17 protein-coding genes, 2 tRNA genes and 1 pseudogene are annotated in these 23,766 nt (G+C 64.2%); 14 read left to right on the plus strand and 6 right to left on the minus strand.

The window, feature by feature from the left end:
- Positions 1 to 30: 30 nt before the first annotated feature.
- On the minus strand, positions 31 to 2,538 hold the full coding sequence (locus ACZ9IL_RS10640; RefSeq protein WP_476003489.1) for a putative bifunctional diguanylate cyclase/phosphodiesterase: 2,508 nt from the start codon (positions 2,536 to 2,538) through the stop codon (positions 31 to 33).
- Positions 2,539 to 2,929: 391 nt separating this feature from the next.
- On the opposite strand from ACZ9IL_RS10640, the gene hpf reads away from it, so the two are divergent.
- Positions 2,930 to 3,277, plus strand: a complete 348-nt coding sequence (hpf, locus tag ACZ9IL_RS10645) for a ribosome hibernation-promoting factor, HPF/YfiA family (protein WP_476003490.1) — start codon at positions 2,930 to 2,932, stop codon at positions 3,275 to 3,277.
- 90 nt (positions 3,278 to 3,367) lie between these two features.
- On the opposite strand, the gene ACZ9IL_RS10650 is transcribed toward hpf, so the two are convergent.
- Positions 3,368 to 3,892, minus strand: a complete 525-nt coding sequence (locus ACZ9IL_RS10650) for a VC2046/SO_2500 family protein (protein ID WP_476003491.1) — start codon at positions 3,890 to 3,892, stop codon at positions 3,368 to 3,370.
- Positions 3,893 to 4,017: 125 nt separating this feature from the next.
- Here ACZ9IL_RS10650 and ACZ9IL_RS10655 point away from each other — a divergent pair.
- Both ACZ9IL_RS10655 and ACZ9IL_RS10660 read left to right on the plus strand, forming a co-directional pair.
- Positions 4,018 to 4,102, plus strand: a tRNA-Tyr gene (locus ACZ9IL_RS10655).
- A gap of 45 nt (positions 4,103 to 4,147) precedes the next feature.
- A tRNA-Tyr gene (locus ACZ9IL_RS10660) sits at positions 4,148 to 4,232 on the plus strand.
- 127 nt (positions 4,233 to 4,359) lie between these two features.
- Here ACZ9IL_RS10660 and tamB read toward each other — a convergent pair.
- Together tamB and tamA are read right to left on the minus strand one after the other, a co-directional pair.
- The gene (gene tamB / locus ACZ9IL_RS10665) at positions 4,360 to 8,199 is read right to left on the minus strand and encodes an autotransporter assembly complex protein TamB (RefSeq protein WP_476003492.1); all 3,840 of its coding nucleotides are present in this window, start codon (positions 8,197 to 8,199) and stop codon (positions 4,360 to 4,362) included.
- A gap of 186 nt (positions 8,200 to 8,385) precedes the next feature.
- A complete protein-coding gene (gene tamA, locus ACZ9IL_RS10670; protein ID WP_476003493.1) occupies positions 8,386 to 10,161 on the minus strand; it encodes an autotransporter assembly complex protein TamA in 1,776 nt (591 codons plus the stop codon).
- 539 nt (positions 10,162 to 10,700) lie between these two features.
- Between tamA and ACZ9IL_RS10675 the strand changes: the two genes are divergently transcribed.
- From ACZ9IL_RS10675 to mltB, 10 genes and pseudogenes are all read left to right on the plus strand, one after another.
- Positions 10,701 to 11,075 (plus strand): hypothetical protein, encoded by a 375-nt coding sequence (locus ACZ9IL_RS10675; RefSeq protein ID WP_476003494.1) that lies wholly within the window; start codon positions 10,701 to 10,703, stop codon positions 11,073 to 11,075.
- Between the two features lie 57 nt (positions 11,076 to 11,132).
- Complete coding sequence (locus ACZ9IL_RS10680; RefSeq protein ID WP_042651377.1) at positions 11,133 to 11,411, plus strand: peptidylprolyl isomerase; 279 nt, start codon at positions 11,133 to 11,135, stop codon at positions 11,409 to 11,411.
- Between the two features lie 293 nt (positions 11,412 to 11,704).
- Complete coding sequence (locus ACZ9IL_RS10685; protein WP_476003495.1) at positions 11,705 to 12,403, plus strand: DUF1499 domain-containing protein; 699 nt, start codon at positions 11,705 to 11,707, stop codon at positions 12,401 to 12,403.
- Entirely contained in the window at positions 12,393 to 12,986 is a 594-nt protein-coding gene (locus ACZ9IL_RS10690) for a carboxymuconolactone decarboxylase family protein (RefSeq protein WP_476003496.1), read from the plus strand. Before ACZ9IL_RS10685 ends, ACZ9IL_RS10690 begins: the two co-directional genes overlap by 11 nt.
- Positions 12,986 to 15,128, plus strand: a pseudogene (locus ACZ9IL_RS10695) (FAD-dependent oxidoreductase). Before ACZ9IL_RS10690 ends, ACZ9IL_RS10695 begins: the two are co-directional and overlap by 1 nt.
- A 24-nt stretch (positions 15,129 to 15,152) precedes the next feature.
- A complete protein-coding gene (locus ACZ9IL_RS10700; protein ID WP_476003497.1) occupies positions 15,153 to 16,367 on the plus strand; it encodes an ABC transporter substrate-binding protein in 1,215 nt (404 codons plus the stop codon).
- Positions 16,368 to 16,384: 17 nt separating this feature from the next.
- Positions 16,385 to 18,064, plus strand: a complete 1,680-nt coding sequence (locus ACZ9IL_RS10705; RefSeq protein ID WP_476003498.1) for an ABC transporter permease — start codon at positions 16,385 to 16,387, stop codon at positions 18,062 to 18,064.
- Positions 18,065 to 18,066: 2 nt separating this feature from the next.
- Positions 18,067 to 18,717 carry an ATP-binding cassette domain-containing protein gene (locus ACZ9IL_RS10710; RefSeq protein WP_476003499.1) on the plus strand — a complete coding sequence of 217 codons (651 nt, stop codon included), beginning with the start codon at positions 18,067 to 18,069 and terminating at the stop codon, positions 18,715 to 18,717.
- Positions 18,710 to 19,315, plus strand: a complete 606-nt coding sequence (locus ACZ9IL_RS10715) for a CDP-alcohol phosphatidyltransferase family protein (protein WP_476003500.1) — start codon at positions 18,710 to 18,712, stop codon at positions 19,313 to 19,315. The genes ACZ9IL_RS10710 and ACZ9IL_RS10715 overlap by 8 nt, the downstream gene beginning before the upstream one ends.
- A 95-nt stretch (positions 19,316 to 19,410) precedes the next feature.
- Positions 19,411 to 20,502 (plus strand): lytic murein transglycosylase B, encoded by a 1,092-nt coding sequence (gene mltB / locus ACZ9IL_RS10720; RefSeq protein WP_476003501.1) that lies wholly within the window; start codon positions 19,411 to 19,413, stop codon positions 20,500 to 20,502.
- Between the two features lie 43 nt (positions 20,503 to 20,545).
- On the opposite strand, the gene ACZ9IL_RS10725 is transcribed toward mltB, so the two are convergent.
- The gene (locus ACZ9IL_RS10725) at positions 20,546 to 21,028 is read right to left on the minus strand and encodes a MarR family winged helix-turn-helix transcriptional regulator (protein ID WP_476003502.1); all 483 of its coding nucleotides are present in this window, start codon (positions 21,026 to 21,028) and stop codon (positions 20,546 to 20,548) included.
- A gap of 94 nt (positions 21,029 to 21,122) precedes the next feature.
- Between ACZ9IL_RS10725 and ACZ9IL_RS10730 the strand changes: the two genes are divergently transcribed.
- Positions 21,123 to 21,986 (plus strand): DMT family transporter, encoded by an 864-nt coding sequence (locus ACZ9IL_RS10730; protein WP_476003503.1) that lies wholly within the window; start codon positions 21,123 to 21,125, stop codon positions 21,984 to 21,986.
- 116 nt (positions 21,987 to 22,102) lie between these two features.
- On the opposite strand, the gene pgm is transcribed toward ACZ9IL_RS10730, so the two are convergent.
- Positions 22,103 to 23,752, minus strand: a complete 1,650-nt coding sequence (pgm, locus tag ACZ9IL_RS10735) for a phosphoglucomutase (alpha-D-glucose-1,6-bisphosphate-dependent) (protein ID WP_476003504.1) — start codon at positions 23,750 to 23,752, stop codon at positions 22,103 to 22,105.
- Positions 23,753 to 23,766 lie beyond the last annotated feature (14 nt).

Here is a 23,766-nt window from a genome sequence, read left to right on the forward strand (position 1 = left end):
GGCTTTCATTCTACCCGTTAAATATGGGGGCTACGCCACACTATTTTTATCGGTCTGGGGGTTGCGGTCGTGGCGTGTCAGCCGGCTGATATAGCGCTCCAGATAGGGCACAGGCAGCGGCTTGGAGGCGAGATAGCCCTGGAAGAAATGACAACCCTGCGCCTGCAGGAACTCCAGTTGCTGGCGCGACTCGACCCCCTCGGCCGTCACGTTGAAGCCCATGTGGCGGGCCATGGCGATCACCGCCTCGACGATGGCCATGTTGTCGCCATCCTTGGGGATGTCCTGAATGAAGGAGCGATCTATCTTGAGCTCGTCCGCCGGCAGTCGCTTGAGGTAGCTCAAGGAGGAGTAACCGGCGCCGAAGTCGTCGATGGCAAAGCTGATGCCGAGGGTCTTGAGCTCGGCCATCTTGCTGATGGTGTCCTCCGCATGACCGAGCACCACGGACTCGGTGATCTCCAGGTTCAGGCAGGCGGGATCCATGCCGGTGGCGGCCAGCACGTCGTGAATGCAGTCGACGAAGTCATGGGCATGGAACTGCTTGGCACTCACATTGACCGACAGCTGGGGCACGTGGATCCCGTTCTCCTCCCAGGAGACATATTGGGCACACGCCTCGTGCAGCACCCAGTTGCCGATGTCGACGATGAGATCCGTCTCCTCGGCGATGGGGATGAACTCGGCGGGGGAGACCAGCGCGCGGCCAGGGGGTTGCCAGCGGATCAGCGCCTCCACCCCTATGATGTCCCCCCCCTCCACCATGTGCTGGGGCTGATAGTGGAGCGTCAGCTCCTGATTGTTGAGGGCGCTGCGCAGCTCGTTGTGAATGAGCAGACGGCGATCGGCCTGCAGCTGCATGGAGGCATCGAAGAAGCGCCGAGTCTTGCGGCCCGCCGACTTCGCCTGATACATGGCGGTGTCCGCCTGCTTGAGCAGATCCCCCGCCTCCTGCTCCCGCCCGGGGAACAGGGTAATGCCGACGCTGGCGCCGATGTGCAGCACCTGGCCACCATGGCTGTAGGGCGCGGCAATCTCGCCGATAAGCCGCTCGGCGATGAGGTCGGCCTGCATCTCCGCCTGGGGAGGGCTGATGGAGAGGGAAGGCAGCAGCAACACGAACTCGTCGCCGCCGAGCCGCGCCAGGCAATCCCCCTGGCGCACCAGCCGCTTGAGGCGGCTGGCCACCTCTTTGAGCAGCCAGTCGCCGGTGGCGTGGCCGAGAGAGTCGTTGATGGTCTTGAAGTGATCGAGATCGATGAACAGCAGGGCGCCGATCAGGTGCTCACGGCTCGCCTCCACGAACGCCTGGGCCAGGGTCTCATGGAGCTGGCGACGATTGGGCAGGCCGGTCAGCTCATCGTAATAGGCGAGATCCTGGATGCGGCGCTCCGCCGCCTTGCGCTCCGAAATGTCTTCAAAGAAGATGACGTAGTGACTGATGCCCCCCTTGTCATCCTGCACCGGCGTGACGATTTCCCACTGGGGATAGCCATGACCGTCGGCGTGCAGCCGCAGGGTCTCCCCCTGCCAGCGGTCGAGGCCATTGAACTCATAGCTAAGCCCCCCCAGCCCGGACCAGAGGTCATTGCCAAGGTAGCGGCCTATCACCCCCTGGTTGTCAAAGCCGGTGATCTGGCTGAAGGCGTTGTTGACCCGCAGGATCTTGAAGTCGGGATCGGTGATGATGATCCCTTCATGAGTTTCGAACGCCACCGCCGACAGGCGCATCTGCGCATCGCTCTGCAGCCGTTCCAGCTCGGCCACCATGCGCACCGAGAAGATGGTCAGCACGGATCCCAGGTTCGCGATCTGGGTCTGGCTCGGGAACAGCAATGCGAGATGACCCAGGGTCTGGCCACTGCGATCGAGCAGCGGCTGCGCGTAATAGTGCTGGCCCGGGGGCAGGCTGGTGCAGCCCGTCAGGGGCTCGCTGATGGGGGCCACTGCGATGGCATCCTGCCGGTAGAGGCGCTGACAGGGCATGTCGGCGAGCGCATATTCCTTGAGATCGATGCCGTGGCCTGCCAGCACCCTGAGTCGATCCCGGCCCACGCGCTCCGTCAGCCATACCGCATTCGCACCCAGGATATGGGCGAGCTCGCTGACCAGGGTGTTGCAAAAATCGAGGCCGGTCTTGGCGGAGAGCGCCTGTGCCAGCTGGGTCAGCAGGGGATCTTGCAATGGGTGGGAAGACTGAGCGAGGCCGTCAGGCAGCTCGGCGCCATGGACGCCGTCCAGCGGCGCCAGCCAGCCACAGCACACCTGCTGGGCCGGCACATACTGACCGCTCCAGAGCACGTGGTGCACGGCGCCACTCTCATCGCTGAGGTGACCGATAAACTGGCCTGGCTGGCGCGAGTGATAGAGTCTGGAGAGAAAATCGGCGAAACCGGGTTCATCCTCTTGTGCCAGCTGCCTGGCCCAGGGGTGAGCCCCCTCCCCCTGCCAGGGCTGGCAAGAGACATGATCAGACAGACTCCATTGTTCATGCTGCCGATCATAAAACCACATCATCTGGGTGGCTTGTTGCTTCATTTACGACTCCAACACTACAGCAACCACGTTATCCACCCGCATGAGGGGTGGAATATCCGCTTCTACGCATACCGCCATCCGCGCATGGCAATCAATCTGCGATGCGGTAATGAGGATAGATAGAGAAAGTACGAAACCAAGCGGCAAAAACCAGACATCAGGTCGGCACAAGACGCTGCCAAGAGGGGACAGATACGAGCCTAGTTTGTTCATACTAGCCTGCCTGTTTCGCACAGCTCAAGCGGTTTTTGGCATGAAACGGGAAAAGATCACAATTTATAAATCGCTAGATAACCAAGGCACAATTTCGTGATCCAGATCACATTTCAATCTGGCTACATGAGTAATCTGAAGGTGAAGACACAAGCAAGACGACCCAAAGGGGGCCAATATGAAAATCGAAATCACCAGCAAAATCATCGACATCACCCCAGCCATTCGCGAGCGCATCGAATCCCGTTTTGAAAAGCTCGAGCGTCTTCAAGTGCCTCTTATCACACCCCATGTGATCATCTCCAAGGAGCGTTTGACCTATATCGTCGAGGCCACCGCCGGCATCCCCAACGGCAAGCTGTTTGCACAGGCAGAGCACGAGGATCTGTACGCCGCCATCACGGATCTGGGCCAGAAGCTGGAGCGCCAGCTCAATCGCCACACCGAAAAACCCATTGCTCGACGCGCCGCAGCAGCCAAGGACATCCCCCAAACGGAGCCTGACGAAGCCGACGCCGACGCCTGATCCGGGCAGTCATTCCATCCATTGAGCAAAAAGGCGGGTTATCCCGCCTTTTTGCATACTGTCCGCTTCTCTCCTTCTCTCCTTCTTTCCTCACCCCAGCCATCGCAGGCGGGCATCGACCCCGCTCTTCAGCTCATCGAGCAGCGGCAGCATCAGCGACAGCGTCTCTTCCCCGGGTTGAGACAGCAGAGGGTGGGCGGCTTGCCTCTCCTGCCAGCGCTGACGTCCCAGTGCCGACAGATTGTCATACACGGCGGGATCCAGCGCCGGCGTCTGGCCGAGCAGCGGAGGCGTTCGCAAGGCCAGCCAGAGCCGCACATCGGCCATGCTGCCCCCTTGCTGCAGGCATTCATTGAGCGCGCCGCTGTCAGCTTCATCCACTGTGCCCTGCAAGGGAGCCTGCTCCGGCAAACCGAAGTGAACGCGCCACTCCTTGGCGGCAGGCGCGGCAGGCGGCTTGTCACCAAACCAGGGCTGATCTTCGACTGCCCCGCTCAGCAGGGCGAGATGCAGCCTGAAGTCGGCCCTGTCACCTTGTCGGAGATCCTGGTTGAGGCGCTGGCCCAACTGGGCTTCATCAACGAGCAGTCGATCACGAATCGCGCTGGGCAGCATGAGATAAATCTTGGAAATGAAGGTTTCATTGCTTATCGGCCGACAACCTCAACCTTTGAGCATTAAAAAACGCCGGCAAGGGGTTCACAACCTGGATAGATCTGTTAGTATGCGCTCGCACTTGGGGAGGGGTTCCCGAGCGGCCAAAGGGATCAGACTGTAAATCTGACGGCTCTGCCTTCGAAGGTTCGAATCCTTCTCCCTCCACCATTCAAGTGCAAAAATCAGTACCCGATAGCAAGAGAAATACCCCGTGGAGGGGTTCCCGAGCGGCCAAAGGGATCAGACTGTAAATCTGACGGCTCTGCCTTCGAAGGTTCGAATCCTTCTCCCTCCACCATTCTTCAGAGAACCCGGCCTGGCGCCGGGTTTTCGCTTTTCAGCTCCTAGAGATGTTCACATGAACGTCCCCGTCACCAATAGCAAACGGGAGGCCAAAGCCTCCCGTTGTTTCACCGATTATTTCCTCACAGGGTGAAGCGGTAGAAGATATCCACCGCCTGGGCCACCCCGCTCACTGCCTGCAGATAGAGCCTTGGCAGCACCTCGTAGCGCAGCTTGAACTCGGCGATGGGGCTGAACACCCCGACCCCGTACTGGAACTGCAGGCCGGGCAGCAGATAGGCCGACAAGGTTACCTGAGTGTCGTCACCGCTGCCGGCGGTATCCAGAGCCACGTCGCTCATGCCGAGGGACTCCCCGATGCTGGAGACCACCCCGTTGGCCTGACTGACGGCACCGGCCACCAGCAGGCCGTTGAAGCCGCCATCCTCGCCGCTGGTCTGCAATCCCTTGCCGCGCAGCAGGTAGGAGAGCTGCTCGGACTGCGCCATCTGCGGCTCGGAGTAGACGGTGATCTTCGGCTTGGCCGCCGGTCCCGTCACCCGTACCCCGACGGTGACATTGTCCTCTATGGTGTCGGGATCCCGGTTCGCCTCGATGTTGAGATAAGGCTGATCGATGGGGCCGGAGAACAGGATACGGCCCTCCTTGATGATGAGGTTCTGGCCGTAGGCCTTGAAGCGCCCATCTTTCAGCTCCAGCTGACCATTGCCCGACAGCGGCTTGGACGGGTCCTGGCGGATGTTGAGCGCCCCTGTCATCTTGGTCTTGAGCCCCAGGGCCTCCAGCCGGACATCGTCGCCGAGCCGGATGGCGAGCTTGATCTCCATCGGCAACGGCTCGGCCTTGGGGACTGGCGGCAAATCGTCGTAGATCACGGTCACGTCGTCGGAGACGGCCACCGCGCTCTCGGGCAGGCTCTTGACCAGGATCCGCGACCAGGGAATGTCGACCTGACCGCTGACCCGGGTCTCCTCCCCCAGCGAGATGGCGATGTCCGGCGTCACCCGCACCCGACCCATGCCCGGGTACTGCGCCTCCAGATCCTTGCCCTTGATGGTGAGGCTGCCGGTGACAGGTTGCTGGGCCCAGCTCAACCAGCCCCCCAGCGCCAGCGGTCCCTTGCCCACCATCATGGTGCCATCGAGCTCGGCTCTGTTGCCCTCGATCTTGAGGCGAGTCACCAGCTTGCTCAGGGTCACCATGTCGGAGTGGGTCTGCACCTCCCCATCCTGCAAGTTGAGATCGCCGTACAGCAGGGGTGAGGCCAGGGTGCCATCGAAGCGGGCATCCGCCGAGATGAAGCCCTGCAAGGAGCGCACCTCCGGGATGAGCGGCGCGAAGGTGGCGAGCTTGAGCTGATCAAACTTGAGCTGACCCGACAGCTGGCCCCGGCCAGCCGGCTCCTTTATCAGCAGATCGGTGTCGATGTTGCCGATCTGCTTGGAGGCGAAGTCGAGCCGGATCGCGGCCTGCTGACGCTCGAAGTCGACGCCGAGTTCCAGCTGCTGATAGTCGGTCTTGAGCTCGTCGGCGACGAAGGTACCGGCCGTGGTCCGCACGGTGGCGTGCAATGTCGGCTGGGAGCCGCGCCAGCTGGCACGACCATCTGCCGACAGCACGGCTTGCCAGCGGAAGTTGTCCGGCAGCCAGGGGCGCAGTCGCTTGAGATCGAGCGCATTCAAGGCAAATTCCAGACTGCCCTGAGCGGCGGAGATCTGGCTGCCCTTGACGCAGAGACTCGCGCCCTGGGAGCCCAGGCAGAGATCCCCCATGGTCAGCTGCTGTCTGGACAGCGCCAGATCCAGCGCCCAGGGCGCCATCAGCTCCCAGCGCTTGAGCGGCGTCTTCATCTTCAGGGTCGAAAGGGTACCGCGCCAGTGGTCGCCGCGCAGGCTGCCATTCAGGCTCAGATCCGCAGCCACCGGCTCCCCTTTCATGGTCAGGGTCAGATCGTGGCGATTGAGATCGCCGCTCAGATTCAGGGCCAGCTGGGAGAGCGAGGTCGTCCCCTGCACCAGGCTCGCCACCGTCAGCGCCAACTCGCCGGCGGGCTTGTCCCCCACCAGGGCATTGCCCTTGATGGCGATCCCTTTTAGCACTGTTCCTGCATAGGAGAGACGAGTGGACGCCAGATCGGCATTCACTCTCGGCGCCTGCTGGCTGCCGGTGAGCCGTAGCTGTCCCTTGACGTCCCCCTTGAGGCCGGGATAGATGCCACCCAGGGCGGGCGCATCGATATCCGCATCCAGCTTCCAGGCTTGCGCCGTAAGGGAGCCCTTCGCCTGCAGATGGTTGGGGCCGCTTTGCAGCGCCAGCGCCGGAATGATCCACTCCATCTTGTCGTTGCCGCTGAGCGCCCCCTTGAGGGCCAACGGATACTGGTTCAGCTTGCCATCGACCTTGAGCTCCGGCAGCGTCAGCTGCCAGTGGCCCGCCTCATTGAGCTCGAAGCGGCTGGCTATCTTGCCCGCCAGCTTGCCCTTGATCTCGGGGACCAGCTCAGCCGGGTCTATCCCCTTGAATTCGGTGGTGCCCTGCCACTGGACGCCCTTGCTCCAGGCCAGCTTGCCATCGAGTGTGAGCTCACCGGTCAGGGCATTGAGCAGCAACTCGATGCGGCTGAGCTGGGTCAGATCCCCCTTGCCGGACAGTGCCAGTTTGAAAGGGGGCACGTCCGTGCCCTTGCCGGCGGTCTTCAAGGCGAACTGATAGCTCGAGAGCTTGCCCTTGGCCGTCAGGGTGCCCTTGTCCAGCTGATAGCCCGGCTCCTCTTTTGCTGGTTTGTGCAGCGGCCAGCCGAGGCGCTTCCAGTCCAGCACCAGATCGAATGGCAACTCGGGATGCAACGCCTCTAGGGTGCCCTTGATGTTGGCGGCCACCGGCCCCTTGGCCTGCAGCGCCAGCGCCAGCTTGCCGACCGAGCCATCCAGGGTCAGCTTTGCCTGTTCGGTATCGAGCTCCCACTGCTTGAGCCCCTTGCGCGCCTTGGCATCCAGGGTCAGGGAAAGGGGGTAATCATCCACCAGACGGACATGGCCACTCAGGGCCAGATCGGCCATGTCGTGACGCAGGGAGAGCTCGCGCACATCGATGCGCTCCTCCTTGGCCGTGGCGCTGAGCAGCAGGGTGTCGAGCCCCTCGATCAGCTCACCCTGCTGGTAGCGCAGCTTGGTGGCGTTCAGGCCTTCCAGCTGGATCGGGAATGGCAGGCGGATGGCGGGCAGCACGATGGGCTCAGGCTTGCTGGCGGCCTTGCTCTTGTTGTCCTTGTCTGTCTTGCTCCCCTCGGACGGCTTGGCCGCCGCCAGGGAGACATCCTTGCCCTGCTTGTCCTGTTTGTCCTGTTTGTCCTGTTTGTCAGCGGCCGCCTTGCTCTGTGCCGCCTTGTCGGCAGGCTTTTTGCCGGCAGGCTCCTCGGGGGCCTCCGCCAGCACTATGTTGAGCCCATCGAGCACAGGCCCCCGCACGATGAGCCCTTTGCGATCCAGGGTCGCCCCTATGTCGAGGGCCTTGAGGGTGACCGCCACCCCAGGCACGGCCAGATCCAGATCCGCCACCTTGAGGCTGTCAAACTGGATGCGCAGCGGCAGCGGGCGCCAGACGAAGGGCGCCGTCGGTTCCTCGGCTACCGGCTCGGACTCGGCCACCCGCACCACGGGATGGATGACCTCCAGCGACTTGATCCACAGCTTGCCCTGCAGCAACTTGCCGAGATCCCAGTCCAGCACGGCGCGATCGACCGTGACGTCCACCAGCTCGTCTTGCCAACCGGCCCCTTCCAGGGTCCAGCCGTAACCGAGCTGGCCGGCCACCAGCTCTCCCTTGAGGGAAGGCAGCGCCGACTTGGCCTGTTGCCACAGCCACTTGTTGCCTTGATGGGTGAAGCCCAGCAGGCTGATGCCGATGAGCAGCAAGAAGATGAGGCCCATGAGCCACAAGAAAATACGTTTTATCCAGATCACTGTGCCACCCCTTGCGAAGAGGACAGACTCAGCGACCACAAGAAAATGCGTTTTATCCAGATCACGATGGGGACCTCAGCGAGAAATGCAGCCGCAGCGGCCGAACCAGCATAATTGAATTGAAAATGGCGATATTTTCAGCGCAAGATTTCACTGAATTTTTAACAAATAGCGTATTTAGCTGCCTCATAGTTCAGGCCCCAGCGCGAAGTGCAGCCTAAGCGGCTTGTCTTCCTCGGAGATCCCCACCGCCAGATCCAGCCTGACCTGACCGATGGGGGTCACCCAGCGCACCCCGACCCCGGTGCCTATCTTCCAGGCCTCGCTGTAATCGTTGGTGGCGGTCCCGCCATCCACGAACAGGGCGCCGAGCCACTTGTCGCTGAAGCGGTAGTTGTACTCCAGGCTGCCCACGCTGGTGTAACGGCCACCGGTCAGCTTGCCGTCGTCCCCCCTTGGGGAGACGGTCTCGTAGCCGTAGCCACGGATGGTCTGATCGCCACCGGTGAAGAAACGCAGGGAAGGCGGCACCAGGGAGAAGTCGTCGCCGACGATGGCCCCCTGCTCGACCCGCATCAGGAAGCGATGATCCTCCCCCAGGGTACGCAGCCACTTGCTGCGGCCCCACACCCGCATGAAGTTGATGTCAGAGCCCCAGTAGGGACTGGAAAATTCCATCGTCAGCTGCTGGCGATCCCCCCAGTCCGGCACCAGGCCGCCGCGCACTCGCAACCGCGACCAGGAAACACCCGGGATCAGCAGCAGGCTGTTCCCCTCCTCATTGCCCTGCACGTAGCGCTCGTTTTCCAAGCGGATGAAGACGTCTCTGTCCCAGCTCTCCGGTCGCCGCGTCCAGCGGTGCACGCCGAAGGTGGCCAGATCGGAGCGGGTATCGTTGTTGTCGGTGTACTGATAGCCCGCCTGCAGGGAGTAGTAGTCCCGCAGCGGATTGCCCACCGGGATCTGGTAATCGAAGCTGAGCTCCGCCTCGGGGGCCGAGATCTTGGCGGTGCTGGAGAGGCTGTGACCGTAGCGGTTGACCCAGGGTTTCTCCCAGGTGGCGCTCAGGCGCGGCCCGACGTCGGTGGCATAGCCGATACCGGTCTCGATCTCGTGATCGACCCGGTTGGCGAGCGTCACCTGCACCGGCACCCGGTTGCCCTCGGCCTGGCTTATCATGGGCTTGATGTCCACCTGCTTGAACAGCTTGGTGGAGGAGACATCCTGCGACATCTCGGCGAGGCGGATCGCCAGATAGGGATCGCCGCTCTGGATGTTGATCAGTGGCCGGATGAGGCGCAGCGCCTCCGGCGTCGCATCGTAGTGGATCTCGCCGAAGTGATAGCGGGGACCGGAGCGGAACAGGATGAAGATCTCGGCCTTGCCCTGCTCGGGGAAGACCTTCACCTGGCTCTTGCTGATCTTGGCGTCAAAGTAGCCGCGGGCCAGCCCCAGGCTGCCGAGATCCGCCTTGATGGATTCGTACTTGCCGTGGTTGAGGGGATCCCCCTCCTTGAGAGGCAGCTTGTCCAGCAGCTCGCTGTAGACCTCGTCACTGCCCGCATCCCCTTCCAGCAGGATGTCGAGGCGCGAGATGAGCACCGGCTTGCCCCTCTCTATCGCGATCACCACCTTGGCGGGGGCTTGCTTGTCGCGGCTCAGGGTGATCTTGGGCTGGTAGTAGCCGTAGACCTGCAGGGCTTGCTGCACGCTCTCGGTGATCTTGGCGCGAGCGGGACGATACTGGCGCTCCTGATAGACGGGCAGGGCATTGAGGTAGGCTTCGACGTTATCCTTCTGCTCCCCCTTGACCCCCTTGATCTGATAGGTCAACTTGGCCGCCATGGCGGGCGTCACCAGCAGCAACAGGCAGAGCGCGAGCCCCCAGGGGCCGAGCCCAGGACGAAGCGTGCGCCAGAGCGATCGGTTTTCTGCCGGCTGGATAGGATAGCATCCTGTCAAACGTAAATTTCCCCGCATAAAATTATTAAAAATCTGTAATATTTAGAATGATAATGAGGCTCACTCGGTGGCAAGCGCCGTGCATCCTAGCATAATCGGCGCGGTGACCGCAGCGCGATCCCCCATACATCCTTCCCCTATTCTGGCACCACCCCGCCGGTAACATAGCGACCAGACAGGGAAAATCCCATTCCAGGCGGGGGAAAGCGAACACTCTCTCGGCACTGCGGTACAAAAAAGCCCCACCACAGGCGCCCCACCACCTTCCCACAGGCGCCGCCGCCTGCGTATTGAACCGTCGGCGTGACGCGACAAGCCTTGTCGGAGAACCGGTGGCAACTCACCGGGGGGCCGCAGCATGGCTTGACAGCAGGCCCTGGTCCCTAGCGTACCTTCCTCGCTATTCAACAGGAAAATAAATTTAAATCAATAAGTTGAATGGGTGAGACGAAAGCTTCGTTCAATCCAATCGATTTATCCCGCTGCCACTGGGCGCCCGCCTGCTCCACACTGATGACATCAATTGCAGGAGACACCCCATGCTTTCACGTAGCGAACAACTGGCTGATTACATCGCCGACCGGCTCGAGTTCATCACCTTCCTGGCCTGTTGCAGCGCCCTGCTGGCCCTGCTGACCGGCATGAATGGCCAACAAGCCCTGGCGTTTACCGCCCTCAATCTGCCCTTCGGCCTCGCCCTGCTGCTGGGGCTGGCCATGCTGGCCCCGCTGCCGGCGCACTGGCGCCTGCCCGGGATCACCCTGCTGCTGGCCGGTGGCGCCCTGCTCACCCTGCAACTGGGCGGTCAATGGCTCAATCCGCTGGCCATCTGGAGCCTCTATGGGCTGCTTGGGCTGGAAATCCTGTGGCAAGCTCGCCCCAGGGCACGTCTGACGGCTGACGCGCGGGGTTAATTCGGGTAATCTTGCGCCCCCTGTTATCCGCCCACCATCCACTCATGGAGCGCCCACATGAAAAAAGCCTGTGCCCAACACATCCTGGTCAAGACCGAGAAACAGTGTCTCGAGATCAAGGAAAAACTCGCCAAGGGCGCCGACTTCGGCCAGATGGCCAAGCGTTTCTCCACCTGTGCCTCCGCCAAACGCAGCGGCGATCTGGGGGAGTTCTCCAAGGGTGACATGGTCAAGGCATTCGACGATGCGGTGTTCAAGGGCGAGCTCCTGACGGTGCTGGGCCCGGTTCGCACCAAGTTTGGCTTTCACCTCATCAAGGTGCTCTACCGCAACTGATGGCCTGACGCTCGGTGCGTCGAACACTTGGGTCTTTTCCTAACCGGCTCCCCAAAGCCCAGGGTCTATCACCCCCTCGATATTGGGCTGGCGCCTCTGGCCAGCCTGTGCAGGCGCCGGCCATGACCCATAACTGGCCACTTAACTCCCTTTTCGTCGCACCCTCCCCTCTTTGCGCCCGTCCCCGTATTGCGACAATGAAAAGCACCGGGACATGGATGAATTTACTAACGTTATCAGTTGATTAGGTTTATCCTTCTGAGCACTGTCCATCATCACCGTGGATCCTTCCTATGCCCAGCTATCTGTGGTGGCCCCTGCTGGCCTGGCTGCTGCCCCTCGGCGGCACCCTCGGCAGTCGTACCCATCTCTGGCCCTGGTGGGTCGGCTTTGCGCTCTGCATCGGCAGTGCGCTGATAAGCCTGGGGCTGTTGTTGCGCCTGCCCTGGAGCCGGCATCGCACCCCCAGCCTGTGGGGAACAGTGCCGCTGCTGCTACCCCTGCTGTTTCTGGTACAGGCGCTGCGCGCACCGCTCACCAACGACGTCAGCACGGATCCCTACCATCCTCCCCGCCTGCTGTGGGCAGAGCAGCTCAGGACGGCGCAGGATCTGCCCGTCAATGCCGGCCCCTTGTCAGCCTTTGGCGGCAATCCGGCTCCGCTCTATACCAAGGCCTCCCCGGCCGAGGTCCTCGCCGAGGCGGAGGAGCTGATGACGGAGCTCGGCTGGCAGCTGAGCGCGAACCCGGATGGCCTCGATGCCGTGGTGACCTCGGGCTGGTTCGGCTTTCAGGATGATGTGGCGCTGCGGGTCTTTGCCGGCCTCAAGGAGACCCGCGTCGACATGCGCTCCGCCTCCCGTCAGGGGCGCAGCGATCTGGGCGTCAACCGGGCACGAATTCAGGATTTCCTGATCCGGCTGAACGAGCGGCTGGGAGGGGCCTTCAAACCCAAGATGCAGACTGTCGATGAGGATCTCCATGCGCGTTGAGGTGAAAGCCGACCGGGCATATGCCTGGTTTATCCGCCCCTTTTTCTGGCTGCAAAAACGCAACTACGGCCAGGTGCTGATCCCGGGCAAGTGCTGGGGCCGCTCGCCACGGCTGTTTGCCGCCGTGGCTACCCTGTACGGGGTCATCAACCGCAAGCGCTCCCCCATCGATCCTGTGCTGCGCTCCCTGGTCACGGTACGGGTCTCCCAGCTCAACTGGTGCCGCTTCTGCGTCGACATCAACGCCATGACCCTGATCAAGCGGGCCGGCTCCAGCGACAAGGTGGAGGCCCTGGCCCAGTGGCGGGGGAGCCCCCTGTTCGATGAGCGTGAGCGGGCCGTGCTCGACTACACCGAAGCCATGACCGGGCTGGACGGGGTGAGCGACGCCCAGGCCGAGCGCCTCAAGCCCTGGTTTGACGACGACGGCCTGGTGGAGCTGACCGGCCTCATCGCCTTCCAGAACATGTCGGCCAAGTTCAACGCCGCCCTCGACATCGCGCCCCAGGGCTTCTGCCAGTTGCCGGTGCAGCCGGTGCGCCCCTCGCCTGCCGACGATCACCACCAAGACAAGGCGCCCTGATGACGCGCACCCGCCTGCTGTTGCTGCTGCTCATGGGAGGCCTCATCGCGGCCTTCTTCGCCTTCGATCTCGGCCGCAATCTGAACCTGGCCGAGCTGCAGGCACGCCAGACGCAGATCGCCGCCTGGGTGCAGGGCAACTTCGCCCTGGCCGCCCTGCTGTTCCTGCTCGTCTATGTGCTCAGCACCGCCCTCTCCCTGCCCGGTGCCAGCCTGCTGACCCTGGGGGGCAGCGCCGTCTTTGGCATCGGTTGGGGGCTGCTGCTGGTGTCGTTTGCCAGCTCCCTCGGCGCTACTCTGGCCTTTCTCACGCGCCCGCTTCCTGCTGAGGGACTGGGTCAAGGCCCGCTTTGGCGACAAGCTGGCGCAACTCGAACAGGGCATGGCAAAGGATGGTGCCTTCTATCTGCTGAGCCTGCGCCTCATCCCCCTCTTCCCTTTCTTCCTGGTCAACCTGCTGATGGGGCTCACCCCCATCCGCGTCGGCACCTACTACTGGGTAAGCCAGCTCGGCATGCTGCCCGGCACCTTCGTCTATGTACTGGCCGGCAGTGAGCTGGCGACCCTAACCAGCACCGGCAACATCCTCTCCCCCGGCTTGATGGTGGCGCTGACCCTGCTCGGGATCATGCCGCTGCTGATGAAGAGTCTGATGAGACGCTGGGCCCTGCGCCGCCTGCACGCGCCCTACCGAAGACCCGCACGCTTTGACTACAACCTGCTGGTGATCGGGGCCGGCGCCGGTGGTCTGGTGACCAGTTATATCGCCGCCGCGGTGAAGGCCAGGGTCGCCTTGATTGAGCAACACAAAATGGGCGGGGATTGTCTGCACACCGGCTGTGTTCCCTCCAAGGCGCTGATCCGCGCCGCCCGCTTCGCCGCCGAGCAGCGCCGCGCCGCCGAGCTGGGCTTCACCCCCAGCCAGTCCTGGGTCGATTTCGCCGCCGTGATGGCCCGCATCGCCGAGGTCATCAGACAGGTCGAGCCCCACGACTCGGTCGAGCGTTATCAAGGGCTGGGGGTGGAGTGCATCCAGGGAGCGGCGCATCTGGTCTCCCCCTGGGAGGTGGAGGTCAATGGCCGGCGTCTGTCGAGCCGCCACATCGTCATCGCTACCGGCGCCAGGCCGCGAGTGCCGAGCCTGCCGGGCTTGGCAGATGTACCCTATCTCACCTCGGACAGCCTCTGGCAGCTGCGCACGGCGCCACGCCGACTGCTGGTGCTCGGTGGCGGCCCCATGGGCTGCGAGCTGGCCCAGAGTTTCGCCCTGCTCGGCATCCCGGTCAGTCTGGTGGAGCTGGCCGAGCAACTGCTGCCGAGGGAGGAGCCGGAGGTGGCCGAGCTGTTGCGCCACCAGCTGGAGCAGGACGGGGTGCGGGTGCTCACCGGCTGGCGGGTCGAACGCGTCGAGCGCGGGGGGCCGAACGAGATCCGGTTGCACCTGCACCGAGGCGATGAATGTCAGATGATCGAGGGCGACCAGCTGTTGCTGGCCCTTGGCCGGGTCGCCAACGTCGGCGGCTTCGGGTTGGAGGCGCTGGGGGTCACCCTGGCAGCGGGCGGCACCCTTGCGGTCGATGGCTTTCTGGCCACCAACTACCCCAGCATACTGGCGGTGGGGGACGTGGCGGGTCCCTATCAATTCACCCACGTCGCGGCCCATCAGGGCTGGTACGCGGCGGTCAATGCCCTGTTCGCCCCCCTCAAGCGTTTTCGGGCGGACTACCGGGTGATCCCGGCTGCCACCTACACCAGCCCGGAGATAGCCCGAGTGGGATTGAACCAGGGCGAGGCCAACGCCCGGGGCATTCCCTTCGAGGCGACCCGCTTCCCGCTGTCCGAACTCGATCGCGCCATCACCGATGGGGATCGCCTGGGCTTCGTCGAGGTGCTGACGGTGCCGGGCAAGGACAGGATCCTGGGTGCCACCATAGTGGGCACTCACGCCGGCGAGCGGCTCGCCGAGTTCGTGCTCGCCATGGGCCAGGGACTGGGGCTTCGCAAGATCCTCGCCACCGTACACGCCTACCCCACCCTGATGGAGGCCAACAAACAGGTGGCCGGGCGCTGGCAGCAAGCCCATCAACCGGTTCGTCTGCTACCGCTATTGGCCCGTTATCACGCCTGGCGCCGCGGCGCCTGATCCCATTTGCAGAAGGTCATCATCATGTTCAAGACCCGACTTAGCTCCCTGCTCCGCCCTGTGCACCTGGCCCTGCTGCTCGCCGCCCTCCCCTTGCTGATAGCGAGCCCATTGCAGGCGAGCGAACAATCGCTGGATGAGTCGCGCTGGCAGCAGACGCTCAAGGAGGCCCGTGGCCAGAGCGTCTATTTCAACGCCTGGGGCGGCAGCCCGGAGATCAACGCCTATCTGGTCTGGGCCGGGCAGGAGCTCCGGCAGCAATACGGGGTCACGCTGGTGCAGGTGAAGGTGGATGACATCGCCCAGAGCGTCAGCCAGTTGCTGGCCAACAAGCGGGCGGGCAAGAGCGCCGGCGGCCCCATCGATCTGCTCTGGGTCAACGGCGAGAACTTCAAGGCGCTCAAGGAGCAGCACCTGCTGGGCGCCCCCTTCAGCGCCGAGCTGCCCAACATGGCGCTGGTGGACAAGACGCTGCCGGTGACGGAGGACTTCACCGTGCCGGTGGCGGGGCTGGAGGCGCCCTGGGGCATTGGCCAACTCAACTTGATGGTCAACACCGACGAGGTGAGCCCCCCGCCGACCTCGGCGGCTGCGCTGCTCGACTGGGCCAAGGCCCACCCCGGCCGTTTCACCTATCCCAAGCCGCCGCAATTCCACGGCTCCAGCTTCCTCAAGCAGATCCTGCTGGAGTTGACGCCCGATCCGGCGCCACTGTATCGGGAGGCGACCGATGCCGAGTTTGATCGTCTGAGCGCCCCCCTCTGGGCCTGGCTCGACGCGCTGCACCCCGCGCTCTGGCGCAAGGGAAAGCTGTTCCCCACCGGCGCCGCCGAGACCCGCCAGCTGCTGGACGACGGCGAGCTCGCCATGGCCATCAGCTTCAACCCCCAGGAGGCGCAGAGTGCGGTGCAAAACGGCACCCTGCCCCCCGGCGTCAAGGCGGCGGCCATGGCGAAGGGGGCGCTGACCAACAGTCACTTCCTCGCCATTCCCTTCAACGCCAGCGCCCGGGCCGGCGCCAAGGTGGTGGCCAACTTCCTGCTGAGCCCGGATGCTCAGGCCCGCAAGGCGGACCCCGCCTTCTGGGGTGATCCCAGCGTGCTGGATCCCGCCAAACTCGGCGTCAGGGCCATGTCCACCACGGGGGCGCCGGCACTGCGCTTCAAGGCGGTGGCCGAGCCTCACCCGAGCTGGCAACTGCGGCTGGAAGCGGCCTGGGCCCAGCGCTACGGCCACTGATCCATGAATATCCATCCATGAACCCCCTGGCCTGGCGCCTCCTCGTTCTCTGGCTGTGCGGCCTGCTGCTGGCGGTCCCGCTCGCCGTCGGCCTGTTGCTGCTGCTGATCGAAGGCGTTGACCGGAACAACCTGCACCTGCTGCTGGCGCAGCCCGGACTCTGGCACTCGGCGGGCCTGAGCCTCTGGATAGCGAGCGTCTCCACCCTGGGTGCCCTGCTCTGCACCGCACTGTTGCTCGCCCAGGGGGACGGCAGCCGCTGGATGGCGCTGCTGCGCCGCCTGCTCTCCCCGCTGCTGGCGCTGCCCCACGTGGCTTTTGCCATCGGCTTCGCCTTTTTGCTCGCCCCCTCCGGCTGGCTGTTGCGGCTGCTTTCCCCTGCCCTCACCGGTTTCGAGATGCCTCCCGACTGGCAGACCCTCAAGGATCCCTGGGGGCTCGGCCTCATCGTCGCGCTCATCCTGAAAGAGACTCCCTTTTTGCTGCTGATGGCGCTCTCGGCTCTGGATCCCGCCAAGCTGGCCCGCCAGCAGTGGCTAGGCGTGAGCATGGGTTTCAGCCTCCCCCAGATCTGGTGGCGCCTGCTGCTGCCCGCGCTCTGGCCCGCCCTGCGGCTGCCGCTCTATGCGGTGGCGGCCTATGGCATCGCCGTGGTGGATCTCGCCCAGTTGCTGGGGCCGGATGCCCCTGCCCCGCTGGCGGTGCGGCTCTGGCTCTGGTATCAGGACGCCGCACTGCAGTGGCGCGGGGCCAGTGCCAGCGGCGCCCTGCTGCTGCTGGCTGGCGGCCTCTTGCTGCTCGCCGGTCTGCGACTGCTGGAGTGGGGGCATATCGGTCTTGGCAGGCGCCATTGGCTCGATGGCCGCCGGGCTGCCCCCTCAACGCGGATCAAACGCCTGATCGGGGGCGGCGCCCTGGCGCTGCTCGCCATCAACCTGCTGGTGCTGGCCGCGCTGCTGCTCTGGTCGCTGACCCGCCGCTGGCCCTTCCCTGACGCGCTACCGAGCCAATGGAGCGACCACCACTGGCTGGCGCTGCTGCCGAGCCTGGGGCCCTTGCTGTGGCAGAGCCTGCTGCTCGCCATCCTGAGCGCCGGCCTCGCCCTGCTGCTGGTGGTATTGGGCCTGGAGGCGCAGCAACACCGCCGCGCTGATAGCCACGACTGGCCACTCTGGCTCATCTGCCTGCCGCTGCTGTTGCCCCAGGCCAGCCTGCTGTTCGGGCTGAGACTGGGGGCCGACTGGCTCGGTGCCTGGTGGCAGGGCTCTTGGTTGCAAGGAAATGGCATCGGCTGGGGCTGGGTGCTCTGGAGCCAGCTGCTGTTCGTGGCGCCCTATGTCTATCTCTGCCTGCACGGTGCCTATCGCCAGTTCGACCCCCGTCTCAGTCAGGCGGCCCTGCTGCTCGGGGCCAGCCCCTGGCGGGCGTGGTGGCGGGTGAAGGCCCCCCTGCTGGCCCGCCCGCTGCTGTTCGCCTTCGGGGTCGGGGCGGCGGTGAGCCTGGCGCAATACCTGCCGACCCTGCTGTTCGGCGCCGGCCGGGTGGTGACCATCACCACCGAGGCGGTGGCCATTGGCAGCGGTCTCAACCGGCGGCTGGCGGGGCTCTACGGCCTGCTGCAACTGCTGTTGCCGCTGTGCATCTACGCCCTGGTACTCTGGCTGCCAGCCCGCATCAACCCAGCCCTGAGACACTGAATATGCTGCGCACCACCCCACTCACACTGCACCTCGCAGGCAAGCCATTGCTCAGCCTGCCTGCACTCAAGGTGGCCCCCGGCGAGGTGCTGACCCTGATGGGACCGAGCGGCTGTGGCAAGAGTTCGCTGCTGGCGGCGCTGGCGGGCGTGCAGCCTCCCAAGGGCCCGTTTCGGCTGGAGGGCGAGCTCTGGCTGGGTGAGCGGTTGCTCACGTCCCTGCCCCCCCAGCGGCGGCGGATCGGCATGTTGTTTCAGGAGGACCTGCTGTTTGCCCACCTGACAGTGGCCGAGAACCTGATGTTTGGCATGCCCGCCCACCTCAAGGGGCTGACGGCGAGGCGGGCGCATGCCCTCACGGCCTTGACGCAGGTAGCGCTGGGGGAGCAGGCCGACAAGCTGCCCGGCCAGCTCTCCGGCGGCCAGAAGGCCCGCGTCAGCCTGTTGCGGGCCCTGCTGGCCGAGCCCGAGGCGCTGCTGCTGGACGAGCCCTTCTCCCGGCTGGACAAGCCGCTGCGGGCCGCATTTCGGGCCCTGGTGTTTGCGCAAATAGAGGCGCGAAAGATACCCGCCATCCTGGTGACCCACGACGAGGACGATGCGCCGGGCGCCATCCTCAACCTCATGCCCTTCGAGGAGCAAAGCCTTGCTTGATCGCCACATCATTCCCCTTATCCGCCGTCCCCTCGCCGCCCTGGCTGCCCCCCTGTGCCGGGCCGGGGTGAGCGCCAATCAGGTAAGTCTCACCGGCTTTGCCATCGGCATGCTGGCATTGCCGCTGCTGGCGCTGGAGCTGTACGACTGGGCCCTGTTCGCCATTTTGCTCAATCGGCTGCTGGACGGGCTGGACGGCGCCGTGGCGCGGCAGACGGGGATCACCGACTGCGGCGGCTTCCTCGACATCACGCTGGATTTCATTTTTTATGCAGCCGTGGTGCTGGGCTTCGCCCTGAGTGTCCCGGCCAACGCCCTGCCCGCCGCCACCCTGCTGTTTGCCTTCATGGGCACGGGATCGAGCTTTCTGGCCTTCGCCATCATGGCGGGCAAGCGCGGCATCGAGAGCCCCGTCTATCGCCACAAGTCCCTCTACTATCTGGGCGGGCTGACCGAAGGCAGCGAGACCATCGCCCTGTTCGTGCTGATGTGCCTGTGGCCCGCCGTTTTTGCCCCGCTGGCCTATGGCTTCGCCCTGCTCTGCCTCATCACCACCCTGACCCGGCTCTGGAGCGGCTATCACAGCCTGCGCGACTAGATGCATTTGGCTATGCCTGCCCGCACTGAGCACTTGCGCGCAGGCACCAATGTTTTACCATGACATCACTTAGTTTCAGGCTCCCGAGATCCCCTATGCGCCGCCTTGTCTGCCTTCTCACCCTTTCCGCCTTGCCGCTGCTCCAAAGCTGCAGCAGCACACCGCCCCCCGCGACTGTGGTCAAGCCACAGCCAAACAGCGCCTTCATCAACCAGACGCCGCCGAGCAAACCGGTTTACAGCCAAGGGGTTAGCAAGGGCGACTTCGCCAACCGCCCGAATGTGGACCGATTCGTGCAGCGCATGGTCGAGAAGCACGGCTTCGACAACGCCGAGCTGCACCGGGTACTGGCCCAGGCCCAGCGCTACGACTGGATCATCAAGCTGATGGACGCCCAGGCCCCCACCACCACGCCGCCGACCGGCCCGACGGGGGCCTGGAACCGCTATCGCGCCAAGTTCATCACCCCGGACAACGTCCAGAATGGCGTCAACTTCTGGCGTGAATACGAGAGCGAGCTCAACCGGGCGCAACAGGTCTACGGGGTGCCGCCGGAGATCATCGTCGGCATCATTGGAGTGGAGACCCGCTGGGGTCGGGTGATGGGCAAGACCCGCATCCTGGATGCGCTGGCCACCCTGGCCTTCGACTACCCCCGTCGGGCCGACTTCTTCACCGGTGAGCTGGAAGCCTTCCTGGTGATGACCCGGGACGAGGGCATGGATCCTACCGAGCCGCAGGGCTCCTACGCCGGCGCCATGGGCTATGGCCAGTTCATGCCGTCCAGTTTCCAGAGCTATGCGGTGGACTTCGATGGCAACGGTCACACCAACCTCTGGGATCCGGTGGATGCCATCGGCAGCGTGGCGAACTACTTCAAGGCTCACGGCTGGGAGAAGGGCCAACCGGTGGCGGTGCGCGGTCAGGGCCAGTTGCCAGGCTATGAGCACGGCTTCCAGACCCGCTATCCCGTCGCGACCCTGCGCGGGGCCGGGCTCGCGCCCACCGGCTCCCTTGGCAACCATCAGCAAGCCAGCCTGCTGCGCCTGGACGTCGGCACCGGCTACCAATACTGGTACGGGCTGCCGAACTTCTACGCCATCACCCGCTACAACCACAGCACCCACTACGCCATGGCGGTGTGGCAGCTCGGTCTGGCGGTCAGGGATGCCAGAGGCAGTTATTAATTTTGTTTCTTGCTGACAAAACGGGCCCGCAGGGCCCGTTTTGTCATTCGTTTTCCAATAGCCAGCGCTTGAGCAAGGCGGCCAGTTGCACCTGCTCGGCCTCGGTCAGGGGGGCCAGCAGGCGGCGCTCGTTCGCCACGTGCCGCTCCACCGCCCTGTCGATCAGCTCCCGGCCCGCCTCGGTCAGGCAGACCAGCAGGCTGCGCCTGTCGTTGGGGGCCGCCTGACGCTCGATGAGGCCACGCTCGGCCAGCTTGTCGAGCCGGGCCGTCATGGCCCCCGAGGTCAGCATGGCGGACTGATAGAGCTGGGTAGGCGTGAGTGGCTCCCCGACGCGTCTTAAGGTCGCCAATATGTCGAAGTCCGAGCCCAGCAGGCCGCACTCCTTGAGCTCCTCGCTCACCTCGCGCCCGGCGATCGCCGCCATTCTCGCCACCCGGCCCAGCACCCCCATGGGGCTGCAGTCGAGATCCGGCCGCTGCCGGGCCCACTGCGCCAGCAGCAGGTCTACATGATCAGACTCCATCATGACTCCATTATCTTTTCGTAAAGATACTTGATGATAAACTAATTCGTGACTAATGTATCTTTACTTAAAGATACTTTCTTATGAGATACCCATGCCACTGCTGATTGCCTTGCTCGCCCCCCTGCTGTGGGGAAGCACCTATGCCCTCGTCAGCCTCTATCTGACCGACTACTCCCCTTACTGGGTGGCGGTGTGGCGCGCCCTGCCCGCCGGGCTGTTGCTGCTGTTGCTACATCCCAGCCGACCGCCGCTGACCTGGAGCCGGCAATTCCTGCTGGCGTTTTGCAACATCACCGCCTTCTTCGCCCTGCTGTTCGTCGCGGCCTTCCGCCTGCCGGGCGCCGTGGCGGGCACCCTCGGCGCCACCCTGCCGCTCGTCCTGATGGCGCTGGCCTGGCTGCAGGATGGCAAGAGACCCACCCTGAAGTGGCTGCTGCTGGGACTGATGGGGCTGGCGGGCGTCTTGCTGCTGCTCAACCCCTCCGCCAATCTGGATCCCGTCGGCGTCGCCTGCGCCCTGCTCGCCACCCTGCTCATCGGCCAGTCCAGTCGCTGGATGCAGCGCTGGCCGGTGAGCGATCTGCTCGCCCTCACCGCCTGGCAACTGCTGCTCGGCGGCCTGATGCTGATCCCGCTCGCCTGGTGGCTGGCGGGTCCCATGCCGATGCCACACTTGGCGAGTGCCCCCGGGCTGGCCTGGCTGATCCTGCTCAACACCGCTCTGGCATACTGGGCCTGGTTGTGGGGGCTCAAGCGCCACGGCCCCGAGGTGATGGGCATGCTGGCCCTCACCAACCCCATGGTGGCGGTCTCCCTCGGTGTGCTGATGGTGGGGGAGACCCTGGATGGCCGTCAGTGGCTCGGCATCGGGGTGATCCTGCTCTCCCTGTTCCTGATGAAGCTGCCGGCGCGGCCCTTCTTCAAACGCTGGCAGGCTCGCAAGGCCGGTCGATAAGCGGGTCTGATCTTGGCGACGATTGCCCATGAACAGCCCACGCCGCACATAAAAAGCACATAAAAAAAGAGGAGCCATCACGGCTCCTCTTTTTCTGTCAACGGATCGACTCAGGTTCAGACGCCGGCCTTGGCCAGGGCGGCGGAGACGATCTGCTGCGCCTCCTGCTGGATAAGATCCAGGTGTGCTTCGCCTTTGAAGCTCTCCATGTAGATCTTGTAGATGGATTCGGTGCCGGAGGGGCGCGCCGCAAACCAACCGTGCTCGGTCACCACCTTGAGGCCACCGATGGCGGCGTCGTTGCCGGGCGCCTTGGTCAGCTTGGCGAGGATGGGATCCCCTGCCAGGGTGGAGGCTTCCACCAGCGCCGGATCCAGCTTGGACAGCACGGTTTTCTGGGCGCTGTTGGCCGGGGCATCGATGCGGCGATAGCTGGAGCGGCCGAACTTCGCCTCCAGGGCATCGTAATGGGCCTGGGGATCCTTGCCGGTGACGGCCAGGATCTCGGCGGCCAGCAGGGCCAGGATGAAGCCGTCCTTGTCGGTGGTCCAGACGCTGCCGTCTTTACGCAGGAAGGAGGCACCGGCGCTCTCTTCGCCGCCGAAACCAAACTCGCCGCTGTAGAGGCCATCCACGAACCACTTGAAGCCGACCGGCACCTCTTTCAGGGTGCGGCCGATCTCGCCGGCGACCCGGTCGATCATGGAGGAAGAAACCAGCGTCTTGCCGACGGCGGCCTCTTTTGCCCAACCGGTTCTGTGGGTGAACAGGTACTGGATCGCCACCGCCAGGTAGTGGTTCGGGTTCATCAGCCCCGCCTTGGTGACGATGCCGTGGCGGTCATAGTCAGGGTCGTTGCCAAGGGCGATGTCGAACTTGTCTTTCAGCGCGATCAGGCTGGCCATGGCGAAGGGACTGGAGCAGTCCATCCGGATCTTGCCGTCCTTGTCCAGGGTCATGAAGGAGAAGGTCGGGTCGACGCGATAGTTGACCACTTCGATGTCGAGATCATAGGTCTTGGCGATCACGTCCCAGTAGGCGACGCCGGAGCCGCCCAGCGGATCGACCCCGATCTTGATGCCGGCCCGCTTGATGGCGTCCAGATCCAGCACGTTCTTCAGGTCGTCCACATAGGGGGTGACGTAGTCGTGCTCGATCACCAGCGGGCTCTTAAGCGCCTCGGCGAACGGCATCCGCTTCACGCCGGCAAGATTCGCCTCCAGGATGGCGTTGGCGCGGTCCTCCACCCACTTGGTGATCTCACCCTCGGCGGGGCCGCCGTGGGGTGGATTGTATTTGAAGCCACCGTCTTCCGGCGGATTGTGGGACGGGGTGATCACCACGCCGTCCGCCAGCGCCGCCGGTTTATCCGCGTTGTGGCGCAGGATGGCGTGGGAGATGACCGGGGTCGGCGTGAAGCCGAGGCCAGCCTGGATGCGCGTCTCGACGCCATTGGCCGCCAGCACTTCGATGGCGCTGGAGAAGGCGGATTCGGACAGGGCGTGGGTATCCATGCCGACAAACAGCGGCCCGGTGATGCCAGCCTGCTGGCGATACTCCACCAGCGCCTGGGTCACCGCCAGGATGTGGGATTCGGTGAAGGCGTTGTGCAGGGCGCTGCCGCGGTGGCCGGAGGTGCCGAAGGCCACCCGCTGCTCGGGGCGGCTCATGTCCGGCTTGTTGAGGTAGTAAGCGCTGACCAGACGGGGGATGTTGGTCAGATCACTGAGGCGAGCCGGCTGACCGGCGTGAGGATGCTGTGCCATGACGTTTTCCTTGA

This window comes from Aeromonas sp. TECH754, assembly GCF_056279295.1.

Excerpts from the sequence above, each read along its gene's own strand:
- mltB (WP_476003501.1), top strand. The coding sequence starts at position 19,411 with ATGCGCCGCCTTGTCTGCCTTCTCACCCTTTCCGCCTTGCCGCTGCTC.
- ACZ9IL_RS10700 (WP_476003497.1), top strand. The coding sequence starts at position 15,153 with ATGTTCAAGACCCGACTTAGCTCCCTGCTCCGCCCTGTGCACCTGGCC.
- ACZ9IL_RS10675 (WP_476003494.1), top strand. The coding sequence starts at position 10,701 with ATGCTTTCACGTAGCGAACAACTGGCTGATTACATCGCCGACCGGCTC.
- ACZ9IL_RS10725 (WP_476003502.1), bottom strand. The coding sequence starts at position 21,028 with ATGGAGTCTGATCATGTAGACCTGCTGCTGGCGCAGTGGGCCCGGCAG.
- ACZ9IL_RS10690 (WP_476003496.1), top strand. The coding sequence starts at position 12,393 with ATGCGCGTTGAGGTGAAAGCCGACCGGGCATATGCCTGGTTTATCCGC.
- ACZ9IL_RS10710 (WP_476003499.1), top strand. The coding sequence starts at position 18,067 with ATGCTGCGCACCACCCCACTCACACTGCACCTCGCAGGCAAGCCATTG.
- ACZ9IL_RS10685 (WP_476003495.1), top strand. The coding sequence starts at position 11,705 with ATGCCCAGCTATCTGTGGTGGCCCCTGCTGGCCTGGCTGCTGCCCCTC.
- ACZ9IL_RS10640 (WP_476003489.1), bottom strand. The coding sequence starts at position 2,538 with ATGAAGCAACAAGCCACCCAGATGATGTGGTTTTATGATCGGCAGCAT.
- ACZ9IL_RS10730 (WP_476003503.1), top strand. The coding sequence starts at position 21,123 with ATGCCACTGCTGATTGCCTTGCTCGCCCCCCTGCTGTGGGGAAGCACC.
- ACZ9IL_RS10680 (WP_042651377.1), top strand. The coding sequence starts at position 11,133 with ATGAAAAAAGCCTGTGCCCAACACATCCTGGTCAAGACCGAGAAACAG.
- ACZ9IL_RS10650 (WP_476003491.1), bottom strand. The coding sequence starts at position 3,892 with ATGCTGCCCAGCGCGATTCGTGATCGACTGCTCGTTGATGAAGCCCAG.
- hpf (WP_476003490.1), top strand. The coding sequence starts at position 2,930 with ATGAAAATCGAAATCACCAGCAAAATCATCGACATCACCCCAGCCATT.
- ACZ9IL_RS10705 (WP_476003498.1), top strand. The coding sequence starts at position 16,385 with ATGAACCCCCTGGCCTGGCGCCTCCTCGTTCTCTGGCTGTGCGGCCTG.
- pgm (WP_476003504.1), bottom strand. The coding sequence starts at position 23,752 with ATGGCACAGCATCCTCACGCCGGTCAGCCGGCTCGCCTCAGTGATCTG.